Source organism: Roseibium sp. ROS1 (assembly GCF_054658215.1).
The window spans coordinates 500,710-520,719 of record NZ_BAAGIG010000003.1; the positions used below are offsets into that span (position 1 = coordinate 500,710).

A 20,010-nucleotide genomic window follows, 5' to 3' on the forward strand; every position below is an offset into this window, starting at 1 on the left:
GGGCGACCCAACCGGCAAAGAAGAAAGAAAGGGCGGCCGAAGCCGCCCTTCCGGAAAGATGTGCTTAGTTGCCCATCGTTTCTTCGGCTTCGATAGAAGCCTGCGTAGCTGCAAGCTCCGGATCGGAAACCAGGCCATACTGAGCCAGCGGGCCGTCCGGGCCAGCGATTTCGTCAGAAACGAAGAACTGAGCGTATTCTTTCAGGCCCGGGATAACGCCGATGTGTGCCTTCTTGATGTAGAAGAACAGCGGACGGGAAACCGGGTACTCACCCTTGGCGATGGTTTCGGTGGACGGAGCGATACCGGCCATCGTTGCCACTTTGAGTTTGTCGGTGTTGTTCTCGTAGAACGCCAGGCCAAAAACGCCAACGCCGTTCGGGTTGGAGTCGATGCGAGCCAGGGTCTCGGTGTAGTCGCCGTCGATGTCGACCGACTTGCCGTCCGTGCGAACTGCGATGCAGGCGTCTTCAGCGTCGTCTTCGGACATGCCGCCGTCGATCATGGCTTTCAGAGCGCCGGATTCTTCACAGCCAACAGCCAGAACTTTTTCTTCAAACACTTCACGGGTGCCGTGCTTGGTGCCCGGGATGAAAGCAGCGATTTCCGCGTCCGGCAGGGAAGCGTCAACTTCGGACCACTTGGTGTACGGGTTGTCGACGATCTGACCGTCCTTCAGGACTTTCGGGGACAGAGCGTTGAACCACTGAACCTGGGTGAATTCGTTGAAAGCCGGGCCGTCTTTCTGGGAAGCGAAGACGATGCCATCGTAGCCGATGCGGACTTCGATGATGTCTTTCACGCCAGCTTCGGCACAAGCCTTGATTTCCTTCTCGCGGATAGCGCGGGAAGCGTTTGCGATATCGATGGTGTTTTCGCCAACGCCGGTGCAGAACTTCTTCAGACCAGCAGAGGAGCCACCGGATTCAACGACCGGTGTCGGGAAATCGGTGTTTTCGCCGAATGCTTCAGCAACGATGGAAGCATAAGGAAGAACCGTGGAGGAACCAGCAATCTGCACCTGGTCGCGAGCCTGAGCCGAACCAACGAATGCAGTGGAAGCAACGGCAAGAGCAGTTGCGCTAACGAGGGTCGTAAATTTCACTTGACCACTCCCTTTGAATGTCAAGGTTTCTAGATGATCACCGCGCTTGGATGTGCACGAGCGATGCGGGGAACCTAGGCTCCACGGATGAGAGTTCTATGACAGTTCCTTTTCAGTTTTGTGACAATTTAAGATGCTGAAATTACTCAAGAAAACCTGTTCCTTGACGGTTTTATGTCGCAAAGGGTCACAAAAACCCGTCTCGAGGTGCACATGGTGCAGCTCTCACTTGCCTCGGCAAAGCTGACAGGCATCCCTTTTATCCATCTGGCGAGCGTTATGCCTGATCAGGGAGGCTTTCAGGCACCTGCCGCAGCGGCCGAACGGGGTTTTGCATTGCCCGGCTCGGCTCGATCAGAGTTGCAAGGCCGGCAACGCCATTGCGTCGGTCGCCTCTTGCCTGCGTTTTTCGGCAGACAGGGGAATCAGTCCCTTGCTCGCCAGATACCCATCGTCGCCCCAGGCCTCTTCGCTGGTGAAGGCAGCCACATACTCCTCCATGCCAGGAATAAGGCCGACGTGTTCCTTCTTGATGTAGAAAAACAGCGGGCGGGACACCGGGTATTCCCCTGAGGCAATCTTTTCGAACGTCGGCTCGACCCCGTTGACGCCGACGCTCTGGATCTTGTCCCGGTTCTGCATCAGGAAGGAATAGCCGAAGATGCCGACCGTCACGGGATTGGCCTCCAGAGCACCGACGATCAGGTCGTCGTTCTCGCCCGCTTCGACAAAGCTGCCGTCCCGGCGAATGCGCGTGCAACCGTCCTTTTCCAGATCCTTGACCGTCTTGCAGCCTTCTTCCATGACAAGTTCCTCGAACGCGTCACGGGTGCCGGAGGTCGGAGGCGGTCCAAGCACCTCGATTTCCTCATTCGGCAAGTCCGCATCAATGTCAGACCAGGCGAGGTTGCCGTTGTCGACAAGCTGTCCGTCCTTCGGAAGTTTCTCGGCCAGCGCCTCGAAAATCTGCTCCACGGTCAGGGTGAATTTCGGGCCATTGCGCGAATTGGCCAGCACGATGCCGTCATAACCGATTTCCACTTCGACCGGCGTGACGCCGTTTGCGAGACAGGTGTCCAGTTCCGAAGGCTTCATGCGCCTGGATGCATTGGTGATGTCCGGCGTGTGTTCACCAACGCCCTTGCAGAACAGGTTGAAACCGGCGCCTGAGCCCGTGGATTCGACAATCGGGAACTTTACGCCGTTGCTGCCGACTGCTTCTGCGACCGCGGTCGCAAACGGAAATACCGTTGACGAGCCGACGATAAGCAACCGGTCACGCGCTTCGGCGGTCAGGGATGCCAAACAAAAAACGCCACACAACACAGCGCGGGCTGAAAAATACATCGGCACGTTAAAACTCCTGGACAAAAATGCTGGCGCGACCCGGCAAGACAGGCCTTCCTTTAGGTGGATCGCCTGACCGGTCACAAAAGACTTTTCCGATCTTGCAGTGGCAAGTCTCTAGCAGACTCGCGTCTCAGGAATACGACAGTCGCCAATCCGGCATCAGGCGGAGATCTTCTCTGGCAGACCTTCAACGTTCTCCATGGCAGGCAAACTGACCTTGAACGTCGCCCCCTGCCCCGGCTCGCTCTCCACCTCCAGCCGGCCCCTGTGGCGTGTCAGGATGTGCTTCACGATGGCAAGCCCGAGGCCCGTCCCCTTCATTGCCCGGCTCGATTCGACATCGACCCGGTAGAACCTCTCTGTCAGGCGCGGCAGATGCTCACGCGGGATGCCCTCGCCGTAGTCGCGTACCGAAAGTTGCCAGGTCAGTGCATCCTGCGGCGCCTGCGGTCTTTCAAGACCGACGTCGACGAACTTGCCGTCATGGCCGTATTTCAGCGCGTTCTCGATCAGGTTTTCCGTTACCTGGATGAGCTCGTCCCTGTCGCCCCTGATCCGCACGGGAGTGTCCGGAAGCTGAAGCCGGATCTCGACGCCCATGTCGGAGGCCAGTGGAGACAGCGCATCGGTCGTATGCCGGACGATTTCTGACAGATCGACAGCATTTGCGGGACGGACGTGCGCCTTCAGCTCGATCCGCGACAGCGACAGGATATCATCGATCAACCGGCGCATACGCCCCGCCTGATCCAGCATGATCGACAGAAACCTGTCTCTCGCCTCCGGATCGTTGCGCGCAGGTCCTTGCAGGGTCTCGATAAATCCGGTGAGCGAGGCCAGAGGCGTGCGCAGTTCATGGCTGGCATTGGCGACGAAATCCGTGCGCATGCGTTCAAGCCGGCGATTTTCTGTCAGGTCCTGAATGACCACCAGAATGAAGTCCGGCAAGCTCGGCATCTTTTCCTGGCCTGCGCTTCCGGGCATGTAGATCGGCGAGATATGAGCTTCGTACCAGGTTTCTGTCGGCACCTTCTCGATCCAGCTGATCTTCTCGGCTTCACCCGTTGTGCAGACACGGTCGAACGCTTCCAGCAGCGAAGGAGCCCGGAGCGAGAAGGACAGAGGATCCCCCGGTTTCACGCCTTCATAAATCGACAGCGCCTGCTTGTTGACATAGCGGGTAATGCCCCGCCCGTCGGCAACGAAGCAGGGTGTCGGCAACGCATCAACAGTGACCTTCATGCCCGTACCCGGCCACATCCTGCGGATTTCCCGCTGGGCATTCAGCTTCACCCTGCGGCTCGAAGACTTGCGCGGCACGAAACAGGCCACGACAACAATTGCCGCCATGGCGAGCAGCGCCGTCGTCAACGGCACTTCATGGACGATGACCGCGCCTGCGGCAGCAGCAAACGCGAACAGCAGAATCCAGCGGGCCTCGCCAAGTCGGGTCAGCGGCGATGCGGCCTGCCGGTCTTCAGCAGGTTCTTCGATTGGCGAAGGCGGTTGGGTCATGGACGGTCGAGCGAATTCGTTTCAGCAGTTAGGTGTCCCGAGTGCAGACACTATTTCGACGTCTCAGTAAATGTGCAAGGCCGGAATAGGGAGATCGGGGCAGCATCGGACCACTCCCCTAACACGGAAAGCATGTCAGCCAAGCGACAATCAAATACCCCCCTGAAAATGGGCTCCGACCCACCAACGCTGTTCGCGTCAGGTGAACCGAAACTTCCGAACCGGCGCGAAATACCCGCACCAATCACCGATTTTGAGGCAAGGGATGTCTGGCGGCGGATTTCAGGTTGTCCAGAATACGCGGCCAGCCATCAGGCTGGCGCATGCGTTCCAGATATTCCGCTCCCGCTTCGCCATGTCTCAGAAACTCACTGTGAACGATTTCAAGGCGCGTGCTGTCCCCTGCCTCGCGGAAGTTCACCATGACACGACTTGCCGTCGCAGGATCCGCAACTTCCTCGCCATCCCGGGTGACCTGCCAGGCCAGACGAATGTAAAGCGGCGGTTCCAGTGAGAGGACGGTTCCCCAGACCCTGTGCTGGCCTTCACTGTCGATCTCATAACAGCTACCGCCCGCATAGGGATCGATACCCGCCTGAACCTTGCCCTCGCCCGCATCCTTGAAAGGCGATGTCCACCACAGATCAAGCCGGTCGACAAACAGTGAAAACGCCTGGCTCCGCGGCAGATTCAACATGCCTTCAACCCGGCACTCGGTGTCATGTGTCATGATTTTCCGTCAAATTCGTTCTTTCCAACCCCAAACGCACTGTTTCACATTTGGACCCGGCTTGGCAAAGTACCGCTTCCCTAGCCGATTCAAACGTCAGATACATGACGTACAGACCGAGGCAGAACCTGCCGAAACTGTCGCCCCTGGCGGAACCAACTGGAGACATCATGAAGCACGATCGCACGTTCGATCCGCAATATGGAACTGCCGTCGAGCTGATGCCGGGCGTGCGCCGGCTCACGGTAAACAACCCGGGGCCTTTCACCTTTCATGGCACCAACAGCTATCTGCTGGGGACCAATCGGCTGATCTGCGTTGACCCCGGGCCTGCCCTGGAAGGCCAGGTCGACACCATCTTGAAGGCTGCACAAGGCGCAGTCATCGAGGCGATCCTGATCACCCACACGCATGTGGATCATTCGCCGGGCGCACGGCTCTTGAAAGAAAGAACCGGTGCCGAGATCATCGGGTGCGGGCCGCACCGGCCGGCACGAGCGCTTCTTGAAAACGAGGTCAATCCAATCGACGCCAGCGGCGACAAGGACTACGTGCCCGACAGGTTGCTGGAAGACGGCGAGATGTTCGAGGCCGCAGGCATTTCGCTTGAAGCCGTCGCCACCCCCGGCCACACGTCCAACCATCTGTGTTTTGCCCTTGCCGGGGAACCGGTTCTGCTGTCCGCCGATCACGTCATGGGCTGGTCGACATCGGTCGTCGCCCCACCCGACGGCAGCATGCGGGACTACATGGCCTCGATCGACAAACTGCTGGCCCGTTCCGAATCCGTCTATCTGCCCGGACACGGCGGTATTGTTCGCAATGCCATCGACTACGTCCGCGACCTGAAGCGGCACAGGCTCGACCGGGAAGCCTCGATCCTTCACGAACTGGCAAAAGGCGAAAGATCGATTCCGGAAATCGTATCGGTGCTCTATGCAGCGGTTGATCCGGCGCTGCACCCGGCAGCAGGTCTGTCCGTATTCGCGCACCTGGAGGACCTCGCGGACAGAGGCCGCGTCGAGGCCAGTCCGGAGCTGTCTCTTGCCGCCCGCTATCGCCTCACCGGCTGAGCCTGCAAGCGATCAGCCTTCCAGATCGACCGCATCCAGACCTTCGGCAACCGGCGCATCCTCGTCCTCGAAATACGGTTTGAAGCTCGGCAACGGAATGGTTTCGCGTAAGTCTTCAACCGGTTCGGCCGGCAGGTCTTCTTCCAGCTCTGTCTCGTCGACCGAAAGCCGCGCCAGATCGCCGTATGTTTCCAGAAGCACACGGTCGATCTCGCTGAAGACAAGACGGATGCGGTCCGCATTGTCGGTCAGGTCCTTCAGCGGTGTGCGCGAACGCGAACGAACGTCAAGCAGGGCCCCCACCGAATCCGGCCGGACGCGCAGTACGATATCGTGTTTCAATCCCAGGATCTGCGAAGTGCCCTCGGCCTGCAGATAGGTCGGTGCATCGAGGAGATCGGGCGGCAATTCATCAACGACCTGCCAGTTCAGACCTTCAAGCGCCTTGACACTCGCCGCATGCAGTTGAGCGGTAGAAATGCGGTATCGGCGCGGAACGATATCGGGGTAAAGACGGTCTTCCGCCGAATTGGCCATAGCAGTCATGCCCGGCGCGGCACCCGTATAAGCGGCAACGGCCGGCCAGACGTCTTCAACAAGCGCGGTGTTCAGCCAGTCGAGAAAAGGCTGTTCGCTTGAAGCCACATTCGTTTCAAGTTCGGGTGGATCGGTTCGGTTGGTGGCCAGGTCGCTCGCTCCCGCGTGCATGACCAGCATTCCGACCACAAGCACAGGCGTCGCAAGCGCCAGCAGCCCCAGGAACAAACCTGTGAGCGCCGCCGGCACGCCGGGTCCGCCATAGGTCCAGATCCGGTGGAAGCCGAACAGGGCAAGCAGGATGGCGGCGAGCGCAATCGTAGCCGCTGCAATCAGAGACAGGACAAACACATCCGCGTCGATCAGGCCGAACCGCTTTGCCAGAAAGGCAATTGCCGCGAGCGCCAGCGCCACGGAGCCGGTCGTGCGACTGGCCGGTGCCGAAGCTGTTTTATAGACGGCGTAGCGCTTCATGAGATCCTATCTCGCCTGGCTTGCCGCATCTGCGCGGCAAGGTGTCCACCTGATTGTTTCTTCGTTTACAGCCAATTTGTCAAAAATGAACTTCACTTCGACAGCGAACACATCATACATTCCTTCTGGGCAAACGATAAACGTGCAAGCAAGACACGCCGGAAATACAGTTGCAAATCGGGGTAAGGCATGACCGGATTGCGGTCCCGTCATACGGCGAGCGAACAGGAACACCGCGCTGCCGGTGACGGAAAACAAAAGGCGTTTTCACCTTTTGGCTTGTTTCGGCCAGGCTCTGCCAATATCTGCCTGTGCCACCTGCTGGTTCTGACGATACTCCTGTCGCCCATCGCCCTGGCATTTGCGATCCTCTATGCCGAACCGGGCGGACGCTGGCTGCAAGCCCACTACCATTACCTGCGGACAACCATTGCCCTCTTGGTCATAGGCCTCGGCACAGGAGGCCTGATGATCCTTCTGGGAGCTTCGCTCTCTTCTGCATTGATGCTGGCCGGACTGGGCCTTTGTGCCACGACGGTACTGCTCAGCTACGCGCGGTCGCTGCTAGGATTCTGTAGTGCCTTGCGGGGCTCTCCACTACGGAATCACAGAAGCTATTTCATATGAATGGGCAGTCATATACTTGCCCGAATGACTGGCAGGCCTAATTCGTAAATAAATCCTTACCGTATTACTTCAAACCCGGCCGGGATTCGTTACATCTTGTTATTGTTTTTGACTGGCCGATTTCCGCCAATAAGCGCATGCTTTTTCACATCCATTGCGAAAACCGGCTGAAAGGCGTGTTTTCTGCCTTCCGTTTGCCGCAATTGGATACGACATGCACACCGCCCGCGAGCCATGAAAACTTTAACCCAGAGAGCGGGCACTGGAAAAGACAACGGACGAGACAAATGTCTGAGCAATCTGCCCGCCCTGCCCCGAAGCAAAGCGCCGATGCGAAACTGGTGAACCTCTACAAGCCCGTCGGCATCGCAGCCCTCAATGCAGCTGCCCTTTGCAAGAATTCGGGCACGGTGGCCAAAAAGAAGAACTGAGCCGCTGCGCCATAGCGTCCGAAGACGCGGCAAGCCGCTGCTGACGGCCAGCTTGCCATGTTGTTTCGAGACGCTGTTTGACGGCCGGCGTGACCGGTCCAGGATAGCGTTCGGACATACAATCGGTGACGATTGAATGTCCGCCATCCTGAAGCGGCCAAGCCCTGTCGGGGTGCCGCAAAATCACTTTATTCAGACGGTTGCCGTCTTCCGATCTGTTGGGCAAACTGCCGCCGAACAGGGCACACTCCGTGTCCTTCGGCGGAGATTGCCTGCATGATCATTGCCTACTGCCCGACCGTCAAAGGTCTGGAGCGTCTTGAGCTTGCCTCCGGCGCCCCCCTTCCGACCACGTCTGTATGGATCGACCTGATCGCCCCGACGCAGGAAGAGCAAAAGGCAGCAGAAAAGCTGATGGGCGCGGAAATCCCGACACGGGACGAGATCGCCTCCATCGAAACCTCCGAACGCCTTTACCTGGAGCCCGGCGCCGTGGTGATGACCGCGCAGCTTCCGATCGCCACGCAGATGATCGACCCGGCGCTTTCGTCTGTCACATTTGTCGTCAATGCCAAGCGGCTGGTGACTGTGCGCTATGGCGAACCGAAATCCATCGCCCTTCTGTCGCGCAAGGTTCAGGCCGATTCGACTATCGCCCACAAGGGGCCGGCTGTTCTCTTCACGATGCTCGACATCATCGTCGACCGGTGTGCCGATGAAATGGAAAGCGCGTCAGCGCGGTATGACAAGCTGGCAGTGCAGGTGTTCGGCGACGGTCTCAACATGCGCAAGACCGCAAGCTATCAGATCGCCATCAAGCAACTGGGGCAGATAGGACTGCATGTGTCCAAGATGCACGATGTCTGCACCAGCCTGTCGCGGATGATGCTTTACCTCAGCACACATGCCAAACGTCTGAACCTGAATGAGGAGCAGGAAGCCGACTGCAAGATGTTCGGCAGGGACATCCATTCCATCAAGGAACACGGCGACGCACTGGACAACAAGCTGTCCTTCCTGCTGGACGCAACGGTCGGCCTTGTCACGCTGGAGCAGAACCAGATCTCGAAGATCTTTACGGTCGTCAGCGTGATCTTCCTGCCACCGACCTTGATCGCATCGATCTACGGCATGAACTTTGCCAACATGCCCGAGCTGAACTGGCAGCTCGGGTTCCTGTTCTCGTTGGGCCTGATGGTGTCGTCAGTCGGGCTGACGTTCCTGTTCTTCCGCTGGAAACGCCTTCTATAACCGGTCCGGCATCTTGAAACTTTCAGCTTCATCGCAGACGCGTTACGGATACAGGCGCGCCTTGGACCATGGCTGATCCGCGCCAGTTCGGGTGAACTGCACGCGGTCATGAAGCCGGAACGGCCGGTCGTGCCAGAATTCGATGGAAACCGGCACCAGGCGCATGCCTGACCAGTGGTCGGGCCGCGGAATGTCGCCGATACCGAACTTGGCGGTATATTTCGCCACTTCCTTTTCCAGCGCGAAACGGCTTTCCAGCGGCCGCGATTGCCTGGACGCCCAGGCACCGATCCGGCTGCCGCGCGGCCGGGAGCGGTAGTACTCGTCCGCTTCCTCGTTCGAAACCTGTTCGACAAGGCCACGAATGCGAACCTGCCGGCGCAAGGACTTCCAGTGGAAGCACATGGCAGCCTTGCCGGCGGAGAGCAGCTCCTGCCCCTTGGCGCTTTCGAAATTTGTGTAAAAAACAAAGCCGCGTTCGTCGAAGTCCTTCAGCAGAACCATCCGCACATTCGGCAGGCCGTCTGCGTCGACGGTCGACAGCGCCAGTGCGTTGGGATCGTTGGGCTCCGAAGCCCTGGCGTCCTCAAGCCATTCTGCAAAAAGCTCAAATGGCTTCACTACCTCTGTAAAGTCACCTTTTGTTAACTCTTCAGGGGGATCTTTAAGGTCTGTCATCGGTAACCTGTCGAAGGAAACGACAGCCTTTAAAGCGGCTCGAAAAGCCGGACCGGGGGGCTGCCTGAAAAATGTATCGTATGCGTTCATATACTGCCGGGCACATAAAGATCCAACCCTTAGCCGCACTTTGCATGGCCGTTGCAACCGCACTTGGCGGCTGTAGCCAGTTGTCCGTTCCGGTGGGCAGCAACAACATCGATTCCCCGACAGTCCTGACCGGCTCCATTCCGTCCGCATCCGACGTCGCCTATGCCGATATCAACGAGGACGACCGGTCTGTGATCGCGCAGAACCTCGACACTATCAGCCAGGACCTTGCCGCCGGAAAGCCGACGCAGGCCTTGTCGCTGACTTGGCTCAACGCGATCAGCGGCAATTCCGGCACATTGTCGAACATCAATGCCTCCACCTACAGCGAGACAGGCTGTCTCGGCTTTCAGACGACGGCAAATACCATCGTCGGCATCAAGCTGTACTCCGGCACGGCCTGCCGGGACATCACGCAAAAATTCGCGGTCACCAGCCTGACTGTCGCCGAAGCTTGAACCCCGTCAAAAAACCGCTAAAACCGGAAGGTCCTCAAGACGAATTCGGGGTCTGGAATTTTTTCCTATCCATCCCGATATAGAGGACAAGTCCGGTCAAGCATGACCTGCTAAACTTGCACGCTTGTGTTCGGCTCGCCGAACGGAGCAGTGCGCGGGGCAGCCTGCCGGAAAATCTTAGGAACCTGGTGAGACGAATGCGTGATCCCTATAGCGTTCTCGGGGTGGCAAAATCTGCCAGCGAGAGCGAAATCAAGAAGGCCTTTCGGAAGCTGGCCAAAAAATACCATCCGGATCAGAACAAGGATGATCCGACGGCCGCACAGCGTTTTTCCGAAGCAAATCAGGCCTATGAAATTGTCGGCGACAAGGAAAAACGTGCCAAGTTCGACCGCGGAGAAATCGATGCGGAGGGCAAGCAGCGCTATCAGGCGCATGGTTTTGACGGCTTTTCCGGATATGAAGACTTCGGCGGTGCACGCACCCAGAAGACATCTGGTGGCGGCGGCAGTTTCGACGATATTCTGAACGACATTTTCGGCAGCTTCGGCGGTGGCCGTGCACGCGCCGGCGCAGGTGCAGGCGCTGGACCCGGTGCAGGTTTCGGCGGCGGCGCCCGCGCGAAGGCGCCGCCCAAGACAAAAGGCGCCAACGCGGAAATCGTCGCCCGCGCCTCGCTGGAAGACATCGTCAACTCCGGCAAGACCCAGGTAACGCTTCCAAGCGGCAAGACGGTGAATGTTACCCTGCCCAAGGGGGTGGTCGAAGGCGAAAAGATCCGGCTCAAGGGCCAGGGGCACCCCGGGGAAAACGGCGGTCCTGCAGGCGACGCCCTGGTCGAGATCCGTTTCAAGCCTCACAAGCTTTTCGAAGTGAAGGGATCCGACCTCCACCTCGACCTGCCTCTGACACTTTATGAAGCTGTTCTGGGCGCAAAGGTGCGTACGCCGACCCTGTCCGGTGCTGTCAACCTGACCATTCCGGCCAACGCCTCCAGCGGCAAATCCATGCGGCTGAAGGGCAAAGGCCTGCCGACCAAGACCGGTGGTCATGGCGACCTTCTGGTCAAGCTGCAGATCGTAATGCCGCCGCACGGCGACGACGAGTTGGACACGCTGATGCGGGCCTGGAAGGAAATCACTCCGTACCGTGCACGCGGACCGGAATTCGACTAGGCGGCCCCCTCGTCAACTGTTGACCGTCACCTCGCCCCGCCAGTGCCACTGGTGGGGCGACGTTTTTCGATCTTCCACATCTCCGCCTCAGGTCAGTCTCCAATTTCTCAACAACTAGATCTTGTGAATTTACATAACTAGTTATATATCAAGTTATGTAAATGGAGTGACCCATGAGCGAAGATGTCGTCCGCGCGCTTGGCTATGCCACCCTGGGCAGCCGGCTGAAACGGATCGGGGAAATGCTGCAGGCACAAACGCAGATCGTAGCGGCCGAGCTTGCCGACACCAGTCTGCCTACGCCGCACAACCCTGTTCTTGCCGCACTCGACCGGCAAGGCCCGCTGAGTATCGGCGATCTGGCGAAGACCCTTGGCCAGAGCCAACCGGGCGTTACCAGAACGATCAACAAGATGAAGTCGGATGGACTGGTTGAATCCGTTCCCTCGCAACAGGACCGTCGCGTGACGACAATCGGCCTGACCGACAAGGGAGTAGCCCTCGTCGCCCATCTGAAAGAAACGCTCTGGCCCGCGATCACACTGGCCGTTGCCGATGCCTGCAACAGTCTGGAAGGTCCTTTGCTTGACCAGCTTGCAGGTCTGGAGGATGCCCTTTGCACGAGGCCGCTTTCCGTCCGCTGCAAGGACAGGCCCTTGCAGGACTGGAACTCTCTGCAAACGCCCCCGGAGATTGAACGATGATCAAGCGCATCTGGCACGGCTGGACGGATCCCGGCATGGCCGACACCTATGCCCATGTTCTCACGACACAGGTCATTCCGGGCATCGAGGCGAAAGCCATTCCCGGCTATCTCGGCATTGAGGTGCTTCGTAGGAACCTGGAAACCGAGGTGGAGTTCATCACCATCATGAGTTTCCGCTCGCTTGACGACATCATCGCGTTTCAAGGCCCGGATTACGAGCGCTGTTATGTGCCCGATGCCGCCCGGGACGTGTTGAAGCGATGGGATCTGATTTCACAACACTATGAGCTCGAAGATGCACGCAGTTATGAATGAACCGAGCCGGGACAGCCTTCTGAAGCGGGTTGTCTGGTCAGCCCTGACTTCCCGGCATGCGCAATTCAGCCAGGGAGGCGACCTTGCCCGCCGTTTCGATCCGGCCATCTCCCCCTTTGCGGCAGCGGCGAACAACTCGCCCGAAGCTCTGGCCGCGCTGGCGGAGCTGATTCAACCGGGTGACGACCGGGCGTTCATACTGCAGGCGGATGACATCGCCCTGCCTCATGAACTTGAGGCAGAGATCACCGCGCTGGGTGTCCTCATGGTGGAAGTTTCCCCGTCAGAAGGCCCATCCCGATCGACTTCAATCGTGCAGCTGGACGAAACCGATGTCCCGGAGATGGTCGAGCTTGCAGCGCTTACAAAACCGGGTCCGTTCACCGCGCGCACGCCGGAGCTGGGCACTTTCTTCGGCATCAGGCTGGACGGCCGTCTGGCTGCAATGGCGGGTAGCAGGATCAACCTCGACGGCTATACGGAAGTCAGCGGGATCTGCACTCATCCCGATTTCCGAGGCAGAGGCCTGGCATCCGAGCTCTCTCTTCATGTGACTGAAGTCATCAGGAACCGCGGCGACACTCCGTTCCTTCACGCCTATGCGGACAATCACGGAGCAATTGCCCTCTACCGCAAGCTGGGTTTTGAGATATGGCGGGAGGTCAACGTAGCCGTTGTCAGACGCAAGGCTCAGATCGACCCGGACTGATCCCTCACATCGAAATTGCGCCGGTCTCTTTCCTCCTGAAACTGAGAAAGACGTTGGCGAAGATATTTCGAAGCCGACCGGTAATGGCTTGGACCGGCGGCTTCCGCCCAGCGTCCCGTCGTCCACTTGTTGTTGGAGCCTTTCATCGGTTCGCCGTAGAGTTCGTCATTCTCCAGACTTTCCACGAGGGCGAGCAGTTCGGCATGGTTTCCCTCCAGAAGGGATCGCACCGATCGCCAGGAAAGACCGGATTGCTTTTGCCGCAAGTCGGCATTGTATCTGGGTGTCTCGTTCCACTTGTAGCCTTTGGCCGGAAACCAGACCGGTCTGCCGGCCTGGCCGTCCCGGTACCAGCCCAGAAACAGGTCTATCCAGTGGGCCCGGTGACCGACGATATCCTTTGGCGATATGCCGTCCGCATCCTTTTCAAGGCGCAGCATCGCGGGCAGGTCATCGAGGAGCGTTTGCAGCTTTGAAAACTCGCTCTCGCTTGCGGCGAGCAATTCCGTTTTCGTGGTTGCAGGCATTCCGCTCTCCCGTGACCACAACATTCAGTGCAAACTATGCGGAGCTAAGGCCTTGTTGGCCCGTGGCGACTACAGGCTTCGCCCGCACCAGATAGTGCCATGAGATCCGCTGTTGCTGACTGTCAGAACCGGATGGAACTCCCGTGCTGTCCAGAAAGCGAGCCCGGCTTCGTTGGCAGCGCTTACCCCGGCATGAACAGCCGATACACCCTTCAGTTTGGCAGCGGCAATCCAGGCGTCCAGCAGCCTGGTGCCAACTCCTCTCCCGCGCGCACGCGGCAAGAGGTTCATGTGAATATGCGCCGGATATTCATCGATGACGGCCTGTGGCACGGGCGACGGATTGTGGATCGTGCGGATCCGCTGATCATCTGCTGACTGCTCGGTTTCCTGCTGCACCGGTTTCGGGTAACGTTCCCGCAAAGCCGGCCACCATTCCCGCTCCAGTTCGTGCTCGAAAGCCCGTGTATCGCTCACGCCGACGGCATAGCCGAACACGCCGAGATCATCTTCAGCGACAAAGCTGATCGGACCTTTCAAGGCCACATAGGGCCCTGCATAGATATGGCCGATCAATGCGGGGTCAGAATAAAGATCCGTGGCGTCGCGCCCGGCATGGCCGGTTTTCAGGCAGATATCGTAAACGGCTTCCAGGTCTCGAAGCTCGGCCCGCCGAACGATCATGGTATCAGTCATAAGCATCCGATTTCTGTCTTCAATGGTCCCGGATCATGGCGAATGCAGATCTGCGGTTTACCTGTCCTGCCAGCCGTACCACCAGTAAGCGCCCTGAAGATAGAGTTTGCGCAGTGACGGTAGGGGAAACCTTGCAAAAGGCCGGCGCAGGGCAACCGGCAGATCTTCCGGCTGAAGCTTGCCCAGGATCAGTCCGGCGACCTTCTCCCCCGAGATCGATGCCATTGCTATGCCGCTGCCATGCCACCCCATTGCGGCATAGACGCCGCCGAGACCGGGCACTTCCCCAACAAAGGGGGTCAGATTTCGCGCCAGGCACACATGTCCATACCAGCTGTGTTCGGCCTCAATGCCCGCCCAGGCAGGAAACATCTCGTCGAAATCCGACCTTGCACGCTTGTACATCGCCGTGAGCGACTGGGCATTTTCGAAAATGCCGCCGCGCGTTCCGAACAGGAACCGCCGGTCAGGCAACAGGCGGAAATAATGCAACAGGTAACGAGTGTCGGCAGCCATGGTGTCGGAGGTCCAGCCCTGTGCGGCGAGTTCACCCTCGCTCAGGGGGCGGGTCACCAGGATTGACGACATGACCGGCAGCGTACGCCCGTGCAGCCATTTGGGTGCATCCTCGCGTGCATAGCCATTACCCGCCAGGACAACCTTCCGGGCCCGGATGAAGCCGTGTTCGGTCTCCAGTTGCCAGCGGTCATTGTCCCGGGTCATCCCTGTCACCGGCGACTTGCCGAAGATCTTGCCACCGGCTCGGCGCACCTGATCCGCCAGAGCCTGGACATAGGCCATAGGATTGAGTGCAAAGCCGTAGGGTACTTGCAGTCCGCCGTGGAATGTTGGCCCACCATAGCCTTCCGCGTCCAGGTCCGTCTTGGAAAGCACCCGGGCCTTGATACCGAAGTTCTCCTTCAGGAACGCTGCTTCCGCCTGAAAGCCGGCGAAATCCTTCTGCCGGTGGGCAAGATAGATTTCCCCATTGGAATGGCGGTCGGCGTCAACACCCCAGCTGTCGAGCCTCTGGGCAACCAGATTGACGCCCGCGACCTGATAGGCAACGAAACGGCGCGCTTCCTCGAGGCCGAATTTCTTGATGAGGCGGCGCTCGTCGAGCTTGGTACCACCCAGGCAACAAAATCCGCCGTTGCGGCCCGAGGCGCCGTAACCAACGTGTTCCGCTTCCAGAACGCACACGGAAACGCCTGCCTGCGCGAGCCGTAGCGCAGCGCTCAGCCCGGCGAACCCAGCGCCGATAATCGCCACGTCGAAAAGCGCGTTGCCGATGAGCTGCCGGTCCTGCTTGACCTGCGGAACACTGGCTTCCCAGTAACTGCCGATCGTCCGGCGCGCTTCTGTGCGGCTCTGCGGCATCTCAGAACCCGAGCCTGTCCCGCAGAGAGAACCACGTCATGGCAAGTACCAGAAGCGGGAAGCGGAGCCGGTCTCCACCGGGGAATGCCGGTACGTTCAGTTTTTCAAAGACATCGAAGCGACCCGCAGTTCCCGTTACGGCTTCCGCCAGCACCTGACCACCGAGGGTTGCCATGGCAACGCCGTGGCCGGAGTACCCACCTGCGGTCAGCATGTTGGGCGCAATCCTTGCGAAATAGGGCATGCGCTTGGGCGTAATCGCCAACGTACCGCCCCAGCCGTAATCGATGGCCACGTCGCTGAGCTGGGGGAAGATTTCCAGCATCGGTTCGCGCACGAAGGCCTTGATGTCTTCCGGAAAGCGATAGCCGTAGTTCTCACCGCCACCGAAAAGCAGCCGGCGGTCTGCCGACAGACGGAAGTAGTTGATGACGAACTTGCTGTCGGCCACGGCAACGTTGTTGCGGATGATCTTTTGCGCCTCGTCTTCCGAAAAGGGCTCCGTTGCGACAATGAAATTGTTGATCGGCATGACGTGCGCGGCGGTCTGCCGGTCAAGGCGGCCGAGATAACCGTTGCACGCCAGAATGACGTGCTCTGCACGAACGTCGCCCTGCCCCGTCCTCACGGTGATCCGTCCCGTGCCCTGGCCGTCAATGCCGGTGACTTTGGTTTCCTCGAAAATCCTGGCCCCTGCAGCTTCGGCTGCCTGCCCGAGACCCAGTGCGAAATTGAGCGGATGCAGATGGCCTGCGCCCGTGTCCAGAGAGCCGCCGTAGTACCGGGGACTGCCGACCTGCTCGCCGATTTCATCCGGACCGACAAAGCGAATGTCCTCATAGCCGTAGACGAGCCTGAGATGCTCGACATAGTCCCGGCTTTCCTCGACAAAACTCTTGCGGTGATCGGCATGCAGTATCCCCGGCGTGTAGTCGCAGGCGATCTGGTGCTTGATGATCAGGTCCTTGACCAGTGCCTTGGAATCCTCGGCAAGGTCCCACAGCAATCTGGCGTGAGACTTGCCGTGGCGTTCTTCCAGAACCGTCTGGTCCATGCGCTGGCCGGAACCGACCTGGCCGCCATTGCGGCCCGAGGCGCCCCACCCGATCCGGTTGGCTTCCAGGAGGATGACGTCAACACCCCGTTCAGCCAGATGCAATGCAGCCGATAGCCCCGTATAACCGCCACCGATGACGCAGACCGTGCAGGTGTGTGAGCCATCGAGAACCGGGTGAGCCGTTTGCCTGTTGGCAGTTGCAGCGTAATAGGAAGGTGGGTGTTGACCTGGCGTGTCATTAGCTGTCAGGAGATCAAGCGCAGTCAGCATGTCGGAAGCCAGGCTCCTCTTATCAACATGAAATTCCGTGGCCGGGAGTGGTACGCCACATTCCCTTGTTCAGCAGCCAGTTTCAAGGTGTAATCAGGTGATGGCAGGCAAGTTTTGCCTGATTTTGCAAGCTCTTGAGGCTCCCGCTACGTCAGCAAGCCCGGGCAGCTCGGCTCAGATGACGCAAAAGGAAGGCAAAACTGTGTTTGGTCCCGTAGAACATCCCTGGTTTGATGCGCTTTGGCGCAGAATTGTTCTGGTCGCTTTTTGCGCCGGCTGGACCGGAGTGGAATATGCATTCGGCAATATCACCTGGGTCTACATCATGGCGGCAATCACCGCCTATGCCGCCTGGGCGTACCTGTTCAACTACAAGGGGCCTGACGACCCGAGCCGGGTGACCCGTCCACGGATGGAAGACGATGAAGGTTGATGCCTCTGGCATGAGTGCGGCCGGCCGCCTTCAGGCTCTCTGGTCCCGGATCCTGAAACAGGCGTTTCGCGCCATACTTCTGATTTGCTGTGCCGGTGCTGCATCGGCGCAGGAGGATACGTCAGCTCTCGATGTCCTCAACAAGCGCTGCGTCGTCTGCCACGGCTGCTATGACGCGCCCTGTCAGCTCAAGCTGTCATCCGCCGCGGGCTGGATGCGCGGAGCAAGCAAGCAGAAAGTCTACGATTCCTCGCGTCTGGAAGATGCTCCGATGACACGCCTGGGGATCGACGCAAAGTCTGTTCCGGGCTGGCGCGCCAAGGGTTTCTTCGACGTTGTCGGTGCACAGGACGGGCCATCCGTTCTGGAACAACTGCTGCTGGCCGGCCGCAAGAATTCGTTCAAGCTCGGAGCGCCGCTTCCTGACGACATCGACATTTCGACGCTGCGTGCAAACACCTGCGCCATGCCCGGCAAGGTGAAGGACTATCTCAAGGAACACCCGCAGGGCGGCATGCCGTTTGCCATGGCGCCGCTTGCAGATGGCGACTACGAGACCCTGCTGTCCTGGGCCAGGGATGGGGCACCTGCACCGGACGCCGGCAAAGGATTGCCACAGAGTGTCGAACAGTCGGTGCACACCGTCGAAACGTTCTTCAACCGCGGCGACAAACGGTCGAAACTTGTCGCGCGCTATATCTATGAACATCTGTTCCTGGCCCATCTGCACCTGGAAAGCGATGACCCGAACCGCTTCTTCCGCGTAATCCGTTCCAGAACCGCGACCGGCTCGCCTCCAGATGAGATTGCCTCGCGCCGCCCCTTTGACGATCCAGGTGGCCCCTTTCATTACAGGCTCATCCCGATTGACGGCACCATCCTGCACAAGGAGCACATGGTCTATGAGATCGGCCCCAAACGCCTGAACCGCTATGAAGACCTGTTCCTGAAAAGCGACTGGGAGATTGCGAGCCTGCCGCCCTATTCAACGGCTGCAGGCGGCAACCCGCTGTCGACCTTCCGCGCCATTCCTGCGCGCAGCCGCTACCAGTTCCTGCTGGACGAAGCGCTTTATTTTGTCCGCTCTTTCATTCGTGGTCCGGTCTGCTACGGCCAGGTCGCGGTGAACGTGATCGAGGACCGTTTCTGGGTCTCCTTCCTGACACCCGACGCCGATCTCTCCGTCACCGACCCGAGCTTCCTGGAAGCCGCGACCCCGATCCTCGAACTGCCGGTTGCCCAGTCAAAGGGAAAACTGTCCAAGCGTCTGGAAGGCTTCCTGTCGCTCGGACCGGTCAAGTATCAGGAGTTTCGCAAGGGGCGGTATGAACGCAAGTTCCTGGCGGAAGGCGGCCCCGACTACGGTGACATCTGGCAAGGTGATGGCTCCGAAGTCGATGCCCGTCTGACCGTCTACCGTAATTTCTCTTCCGCCTCGGTGGTGACAGGCTTCGTCGGCGCGGTGCCCGAAACCGCCTGGGTAATCGATTTCCCGCTGTTCGAGCGGATCTACTACAATCTCGTTGCCGGGTTCGATGTCTTCGGCAACGTGGAACACCAGCTCACGACACGCCTTTACATGGACAGCCTGCGCCGTGAAGGAGAGCGAACCTTCCTGTCGTTCCTGCCGCCACAAGTGCGCAAACCCATGCACGAAAGCTGGTATCAGGGTCCGCTAGTCAGCATGGTCGATCTCTGGAAGGAAAGCGCGCTCGACACCAGGTCTCCGACGGGTATCGCCTTTTCCACCAGCGATCCCAAGGAGGAGTTCCTCACCGAGCTGCTGCGCGAACCTGCTGGCCTGTGGGCTGAACAAGACCCTATAAACCGCTGCACCGGCAATGCCTGTGCGTCCAGTGACACGCCTGCCGGGCAACTACGCCCGCTTGCCCAGAAACCTGCGCCATATGCAAAGTTCCTGCCTGATATCTCTGTTCTGCTCGTGGAAACGGAACGGGACACGCAGGTCTTTACCCTGGTGCATGACATGGCCCACAGCAACGTTGCCTTCATCTTCAACGAGGATCTGCGCCGCGAACCCCAGAACGACAGCGTGACGGTCGTGCCCGGCCAGTTCAGCAGCTATCCGAATTTCATGTTCAAGGTGAAACAGGATCACCTGCCGGCCTTCGTGGAAACGGTTCGGGAGATCAGGTCACAAGATGATTTCCTCAAGCTCGTCGACCGTTTTGGCGTCCGCAGAACCGACCCGGAATTCTGGACCGACTTCGACCGGATCCAGACCGCCCTGAAAGACCAGGATGAACTTCAGGCAGGCCTGCTAGACCTCAATCGATACCGCGATCCCAAACCGCTCGACCCGATTGACCGGTTGTTCGAGTTCACCTTCTCGCTGGATTAATCTTGCAGCTTGAGCGGGTGAGCTTTTGCTCAGCCAAACTCACTTCCTTATCCTGAGTGTC

General features: G+C 59.0%; 21 protein-coding genes. 11 read left to right on the plus strand and 10 right to left on the minus strand.

What is annotated here, in order from left to right; all coding sequences use genetic code 11:
- Positions 1-64 precede the first annotated feature (64 nt).
- The 4 genes from ACYQ6M_RS18440 to ACYQ6M_RS18455 form a co-directional block, all read right to left on the minus strand.
- Positions 65-1,105, minus strand: a complete 1,041-nt coding sequence (locus ACYQ6M_RS18440; RefSeq protein WP_023001818.1) for a substrate-binding domain-containing protein — start codon at positions 1,103-1,105, stop codon at positions 65-67.
- A 354-nt stretch (positions 1,106-1,459) separates the two neighbouring features.
- Positions 1,460-2,452: a substrate-binding domain-containing protein gene (locus ACYQ6M_RS18445; RefSeq protein ID WP_075281431.1), complete on the minus strand. Its 993-nt coding sequence runs from the start codon at positions 2,450-2,452 to the stop codon at positions 1,460-1,462.
- A 162-nt stretch (positions 2,453-2,614) separates the two neighbouring features.
- Positions 2,615-3,970 (minus strand): ATP-binding protein, encoded by a 1,356-nt coding sequence (locus ACYQ6M_RS18450; protein ID WP_460074895.1) that lies wholly within the window; start codon positions 3,968-3,970, stop codon positions 2,615-2,617.
- 244 nt (positions 3,971-4,214) lie between these two features.
- Positions 4,215-4,700: an SRPBCC family protein gene (locus ACYQ6M_RS18455; RefSeq protein WP_075281433.1), complete on the minus strand. Its 486-nt coding sequence runs from the start codon at positions 4,698-4,700 to the stop codon at positions 4,215-4,217.
- Between the two features lie 170 nt (positions 4,701-4,870).
- Here ACYQ6M_RS18455 and ACYQ6M_RS18460 point away from each other — a divergent pair, with 170 nt between their 5' ends.
- On the plus strand, positions 4,871-5,773 hold the full coding sequence (locus tag ACYQ6M_RS18460) for an MBL fold metallo-hydrolase (RefSeq protein WP_460074897.1): 903 nt from the start codon (positions 4,871-4,873) through the stop codon (positions 5,771-5,773).
- Between the two features lie 12 nt (positions 5,774-5,785).
- Here ACYQ6M_RS18460 and ACYQ6M_RS18465 read toward each other — a convergent pair whose 3' ends face one another.
- A complete protein-coding gene (locus ACYQ6M_RS18465) occupies positions 5,786-6,784 on the minus strand; it encodes a DUF1499 domain-containing protein (protein ID WP_023001823.1) in 999 nt (332 codons plus the stop codon).
- A 189-nt stretch (positions 6,785-6,973) separates the two neighbouring features.
- Here ACYQ6M_RS18465 and ACYQ6M_RS18470 point away from each other — a divergent pair, with 189 nt between their 5' ends.
- The 3 genes from ACYQ6M_RS18470 (at position 6,974) to ACYQ6M_RS18480 (ending at position 9,093) form a co-directional block, all read left to right on the plus strand.
- Positions 6,974-7,411, plus strand: coding sequence for a hypothetical protein (locus tag ACYQ6M_RS18470; protein ID WP_460074899.1), 438 nt, complete (start codon positions 6,974-6,976; stop codon positions 7,409-7,411).
- 287 nt (positions 7,412-7,698) lie between these two features.
- Complete coding sequence (locus ACYQ6M_RS18475) at positions 7,699-7,842, plus strand: hypothetical protein (RefSeq protein ID WP_023001827.1); 144 nt, start codon at positions 7,699-7,701, stop codon at positions 7,840-7,842.
- 276 nt (positions 7,843-8,118) lie between these two features.
- Positions 8,119-9,093: a magnesium transporter CorA family protein gene (locus tag ACYQ6M_RS18480; protein WP_055658081.1), complete on the plus strand. Its 975-nt coding sequence runs from the start codon at positions 8,119-8,121 to the stop codon at positions 9,091-9,093.
- Between the two features lie 42 nt (positions 9,094-9,135).
- On the opposite strand, the gene pdxH is transcribed toward ACYQ6M_RS18480, so the two are convergent.
- Positions 9,136-9,771 carry a pyridoxamine 5'-phosphate oxidase gene (gene pdxH / locus ACYQ6M_RS18485; protein WP_075281437.1) on the minus strand — a complete coding sequence of 212 codons (636 nt, stop codon included), beginning with the start codon at positions 9,769-9,771 and terminating at the stop codon, positions 9,136-9,138.
- 134 nt (positions 9,772-9,905) lie between these two features.
- On the opposite strand from pdxH, the gene ACYQ6M_RS18490 reads away from it, so the two are divergent.
- The 5 genes from ACYQ6M_RS18490 to ACYQ6M_RS18510 all read left to right on the plus strand — a co-directional run bounded on the left by ACYQ6M_RS18490 (position 9,906) and on the right by ACYQ6M_RS18510 (position 13,224).
- Positions 9,906-10,319: an RT0821/Lpp0805 family surface protein gene (locus ACYQ6M_RS18490; RefSeq protein WP_289807173.1), complete on the plus strand. Its 414-nt coding sequence runs from the start codon at positions 9,906-9,908 to the stop codon at positions 10,317-10,319.
- A 197-nt stretch (positions 10,320-10,516) separates the two neighbouring features.
- Positions 10,517-11,494, plus strand: a complete 978-nt coding sequence (locus ACYQ6M_RS18495; RefSeq protein ID WP_023001831.1) for a DnaJ C-terminal domain-containing protein — start codon at positions 10,517-10,519, stop codon at positions 11,492-11,494.
- Between the two features lie 173 nt (positions 11,495-11,667).
- A complete protein-coding gene (locus tag ACYQ6M_RS18500; RefSeq protein WP_055658073.1) occupies positions 11,668-12,198 on the plus strand; it encodes a MarR family winged helix-turn-helix transcriptional regulator in 531 nt (176 codons plus the stop codon).
- A complete protein-coding gene (locus ACYQ6M_RS18505; protein WP_075281439.1) occupies positions 12,195-12,515 on the plus strand; it encodes an antibiotic biosynthesis monooxygenase family protein in 321 nt (106 codons plus the stop codon). Before ACYQ6M_RS18500 ends, ACYQ6M_RS18505 begins: the two co-directional genes overlap by 4 nt.
- On the plus strand, positions 12,496-13,224 hold the full coding sequence (locus ACYQ6M_RS18510) for a GNAT family N-acetyltransferase (protein ID WP_460074903.1): 729 nt from the start codon (positions 12,496-12,498) through the stop codon (positions 13,222-13,224). Before ACYQ6M_RS18505 ends, ACYQ6M_RS18510 begins: the two co-directional genes overlap by 20 nt.
- Here ACYQ6M_RS18510 and ACYQ6M_RS18515 read toward each other — a convergent pair.
- From ACYQ6M_RS18515 to ACYQ6M_RS18530, 4 genes are all read right to left on the minus strand, one after another.
- Positions 13,206-13,751, minus strand: a complete 546-nt coding sequence (locus tag ACYQ6M_RS18515; protein WP_460074905.1) for a ClbS/DfsB family four-helix bundle protein — start codon at positions 13,749-13,751, stop codon at positions 13,206-13,208. The genes ACYQ6M_RS18510 and ACYQ6M_RS18515 overlap by 19 nt on opposite strands.
- Before the next feature lie 69 nt (positions 13,752-13,820).
- A complete protein-coding gene (locus tag ACYQ6M_RS18520) occupies positions 13,821-14,453 on the minus strand; it encodes an N-acetyltransferase family protein (RefSeq protein WP_460074907.1) in 633 nt (210 codons plus the stop codon).
- Positions 14,454-14,504: 51 nt separating this feature from the next.
- Complete coding sequence (locus ACYQ6M_RS18525) at positions 14,505-15,827, minus strand: NAD(P)/FAD-dependent oxidoreductase (RefSeq protein WP_460074909.1); 1,323 nt, start codon at positions 15,825-15,827, stop codon at positions 14,505-14,507.
- A gap of 1 nt (position 15,828) precedes the next feature.
- Complete coding sequence (locus tag ACYQ6M_RS18530) at positions 15,829-17,154, minus strand: NAD(P)/FAD-dependent oxidoreductase (RefSeq protein ID WP_062490063.1); 1,326 nt, start codon at positions 17,152-17,154, stop codon at positions 15,829-15,831.
- Positions 17,155-17,356: 202 nt separating this feature from the next.
- Between ACYQ6M_RS18530 and ACYQ6M_RS18535 the strand changes: the two genes are divergently transcribed.
- The gene (locus tag ACYQ6M_RS18535; RefSeq protein WP_208984440.1) at positions 17,357-17,587 is read left to right on the plus strand and encodes a hypothetical protein; all 231 of its coding nucleotides are present in this window, start codon (positions 17,357-17,359) and stop codon (positions 17,585-17,587) included.
- The gene (locus tag ACYQ6M_RS18540; RefSeq protein WP_460074911.1) at positions 17,577-19,949 is read left to right on the plus strand and encodes a fatty acid cis/trans isomerase; all 2,373 of its coding nucleotides are present in this window, start codon (positions 17,577-17,579) and stop codon (positions 19,947-19,949) included. Before ACYQ6M_RS18535 ends, ACYQ6M_RS18540 begins: the two co-directional genes overlap by 11 nt.
- The last annotated feature ends 61 nt before the right edge of the window (positions 19,950-20,010 follow it).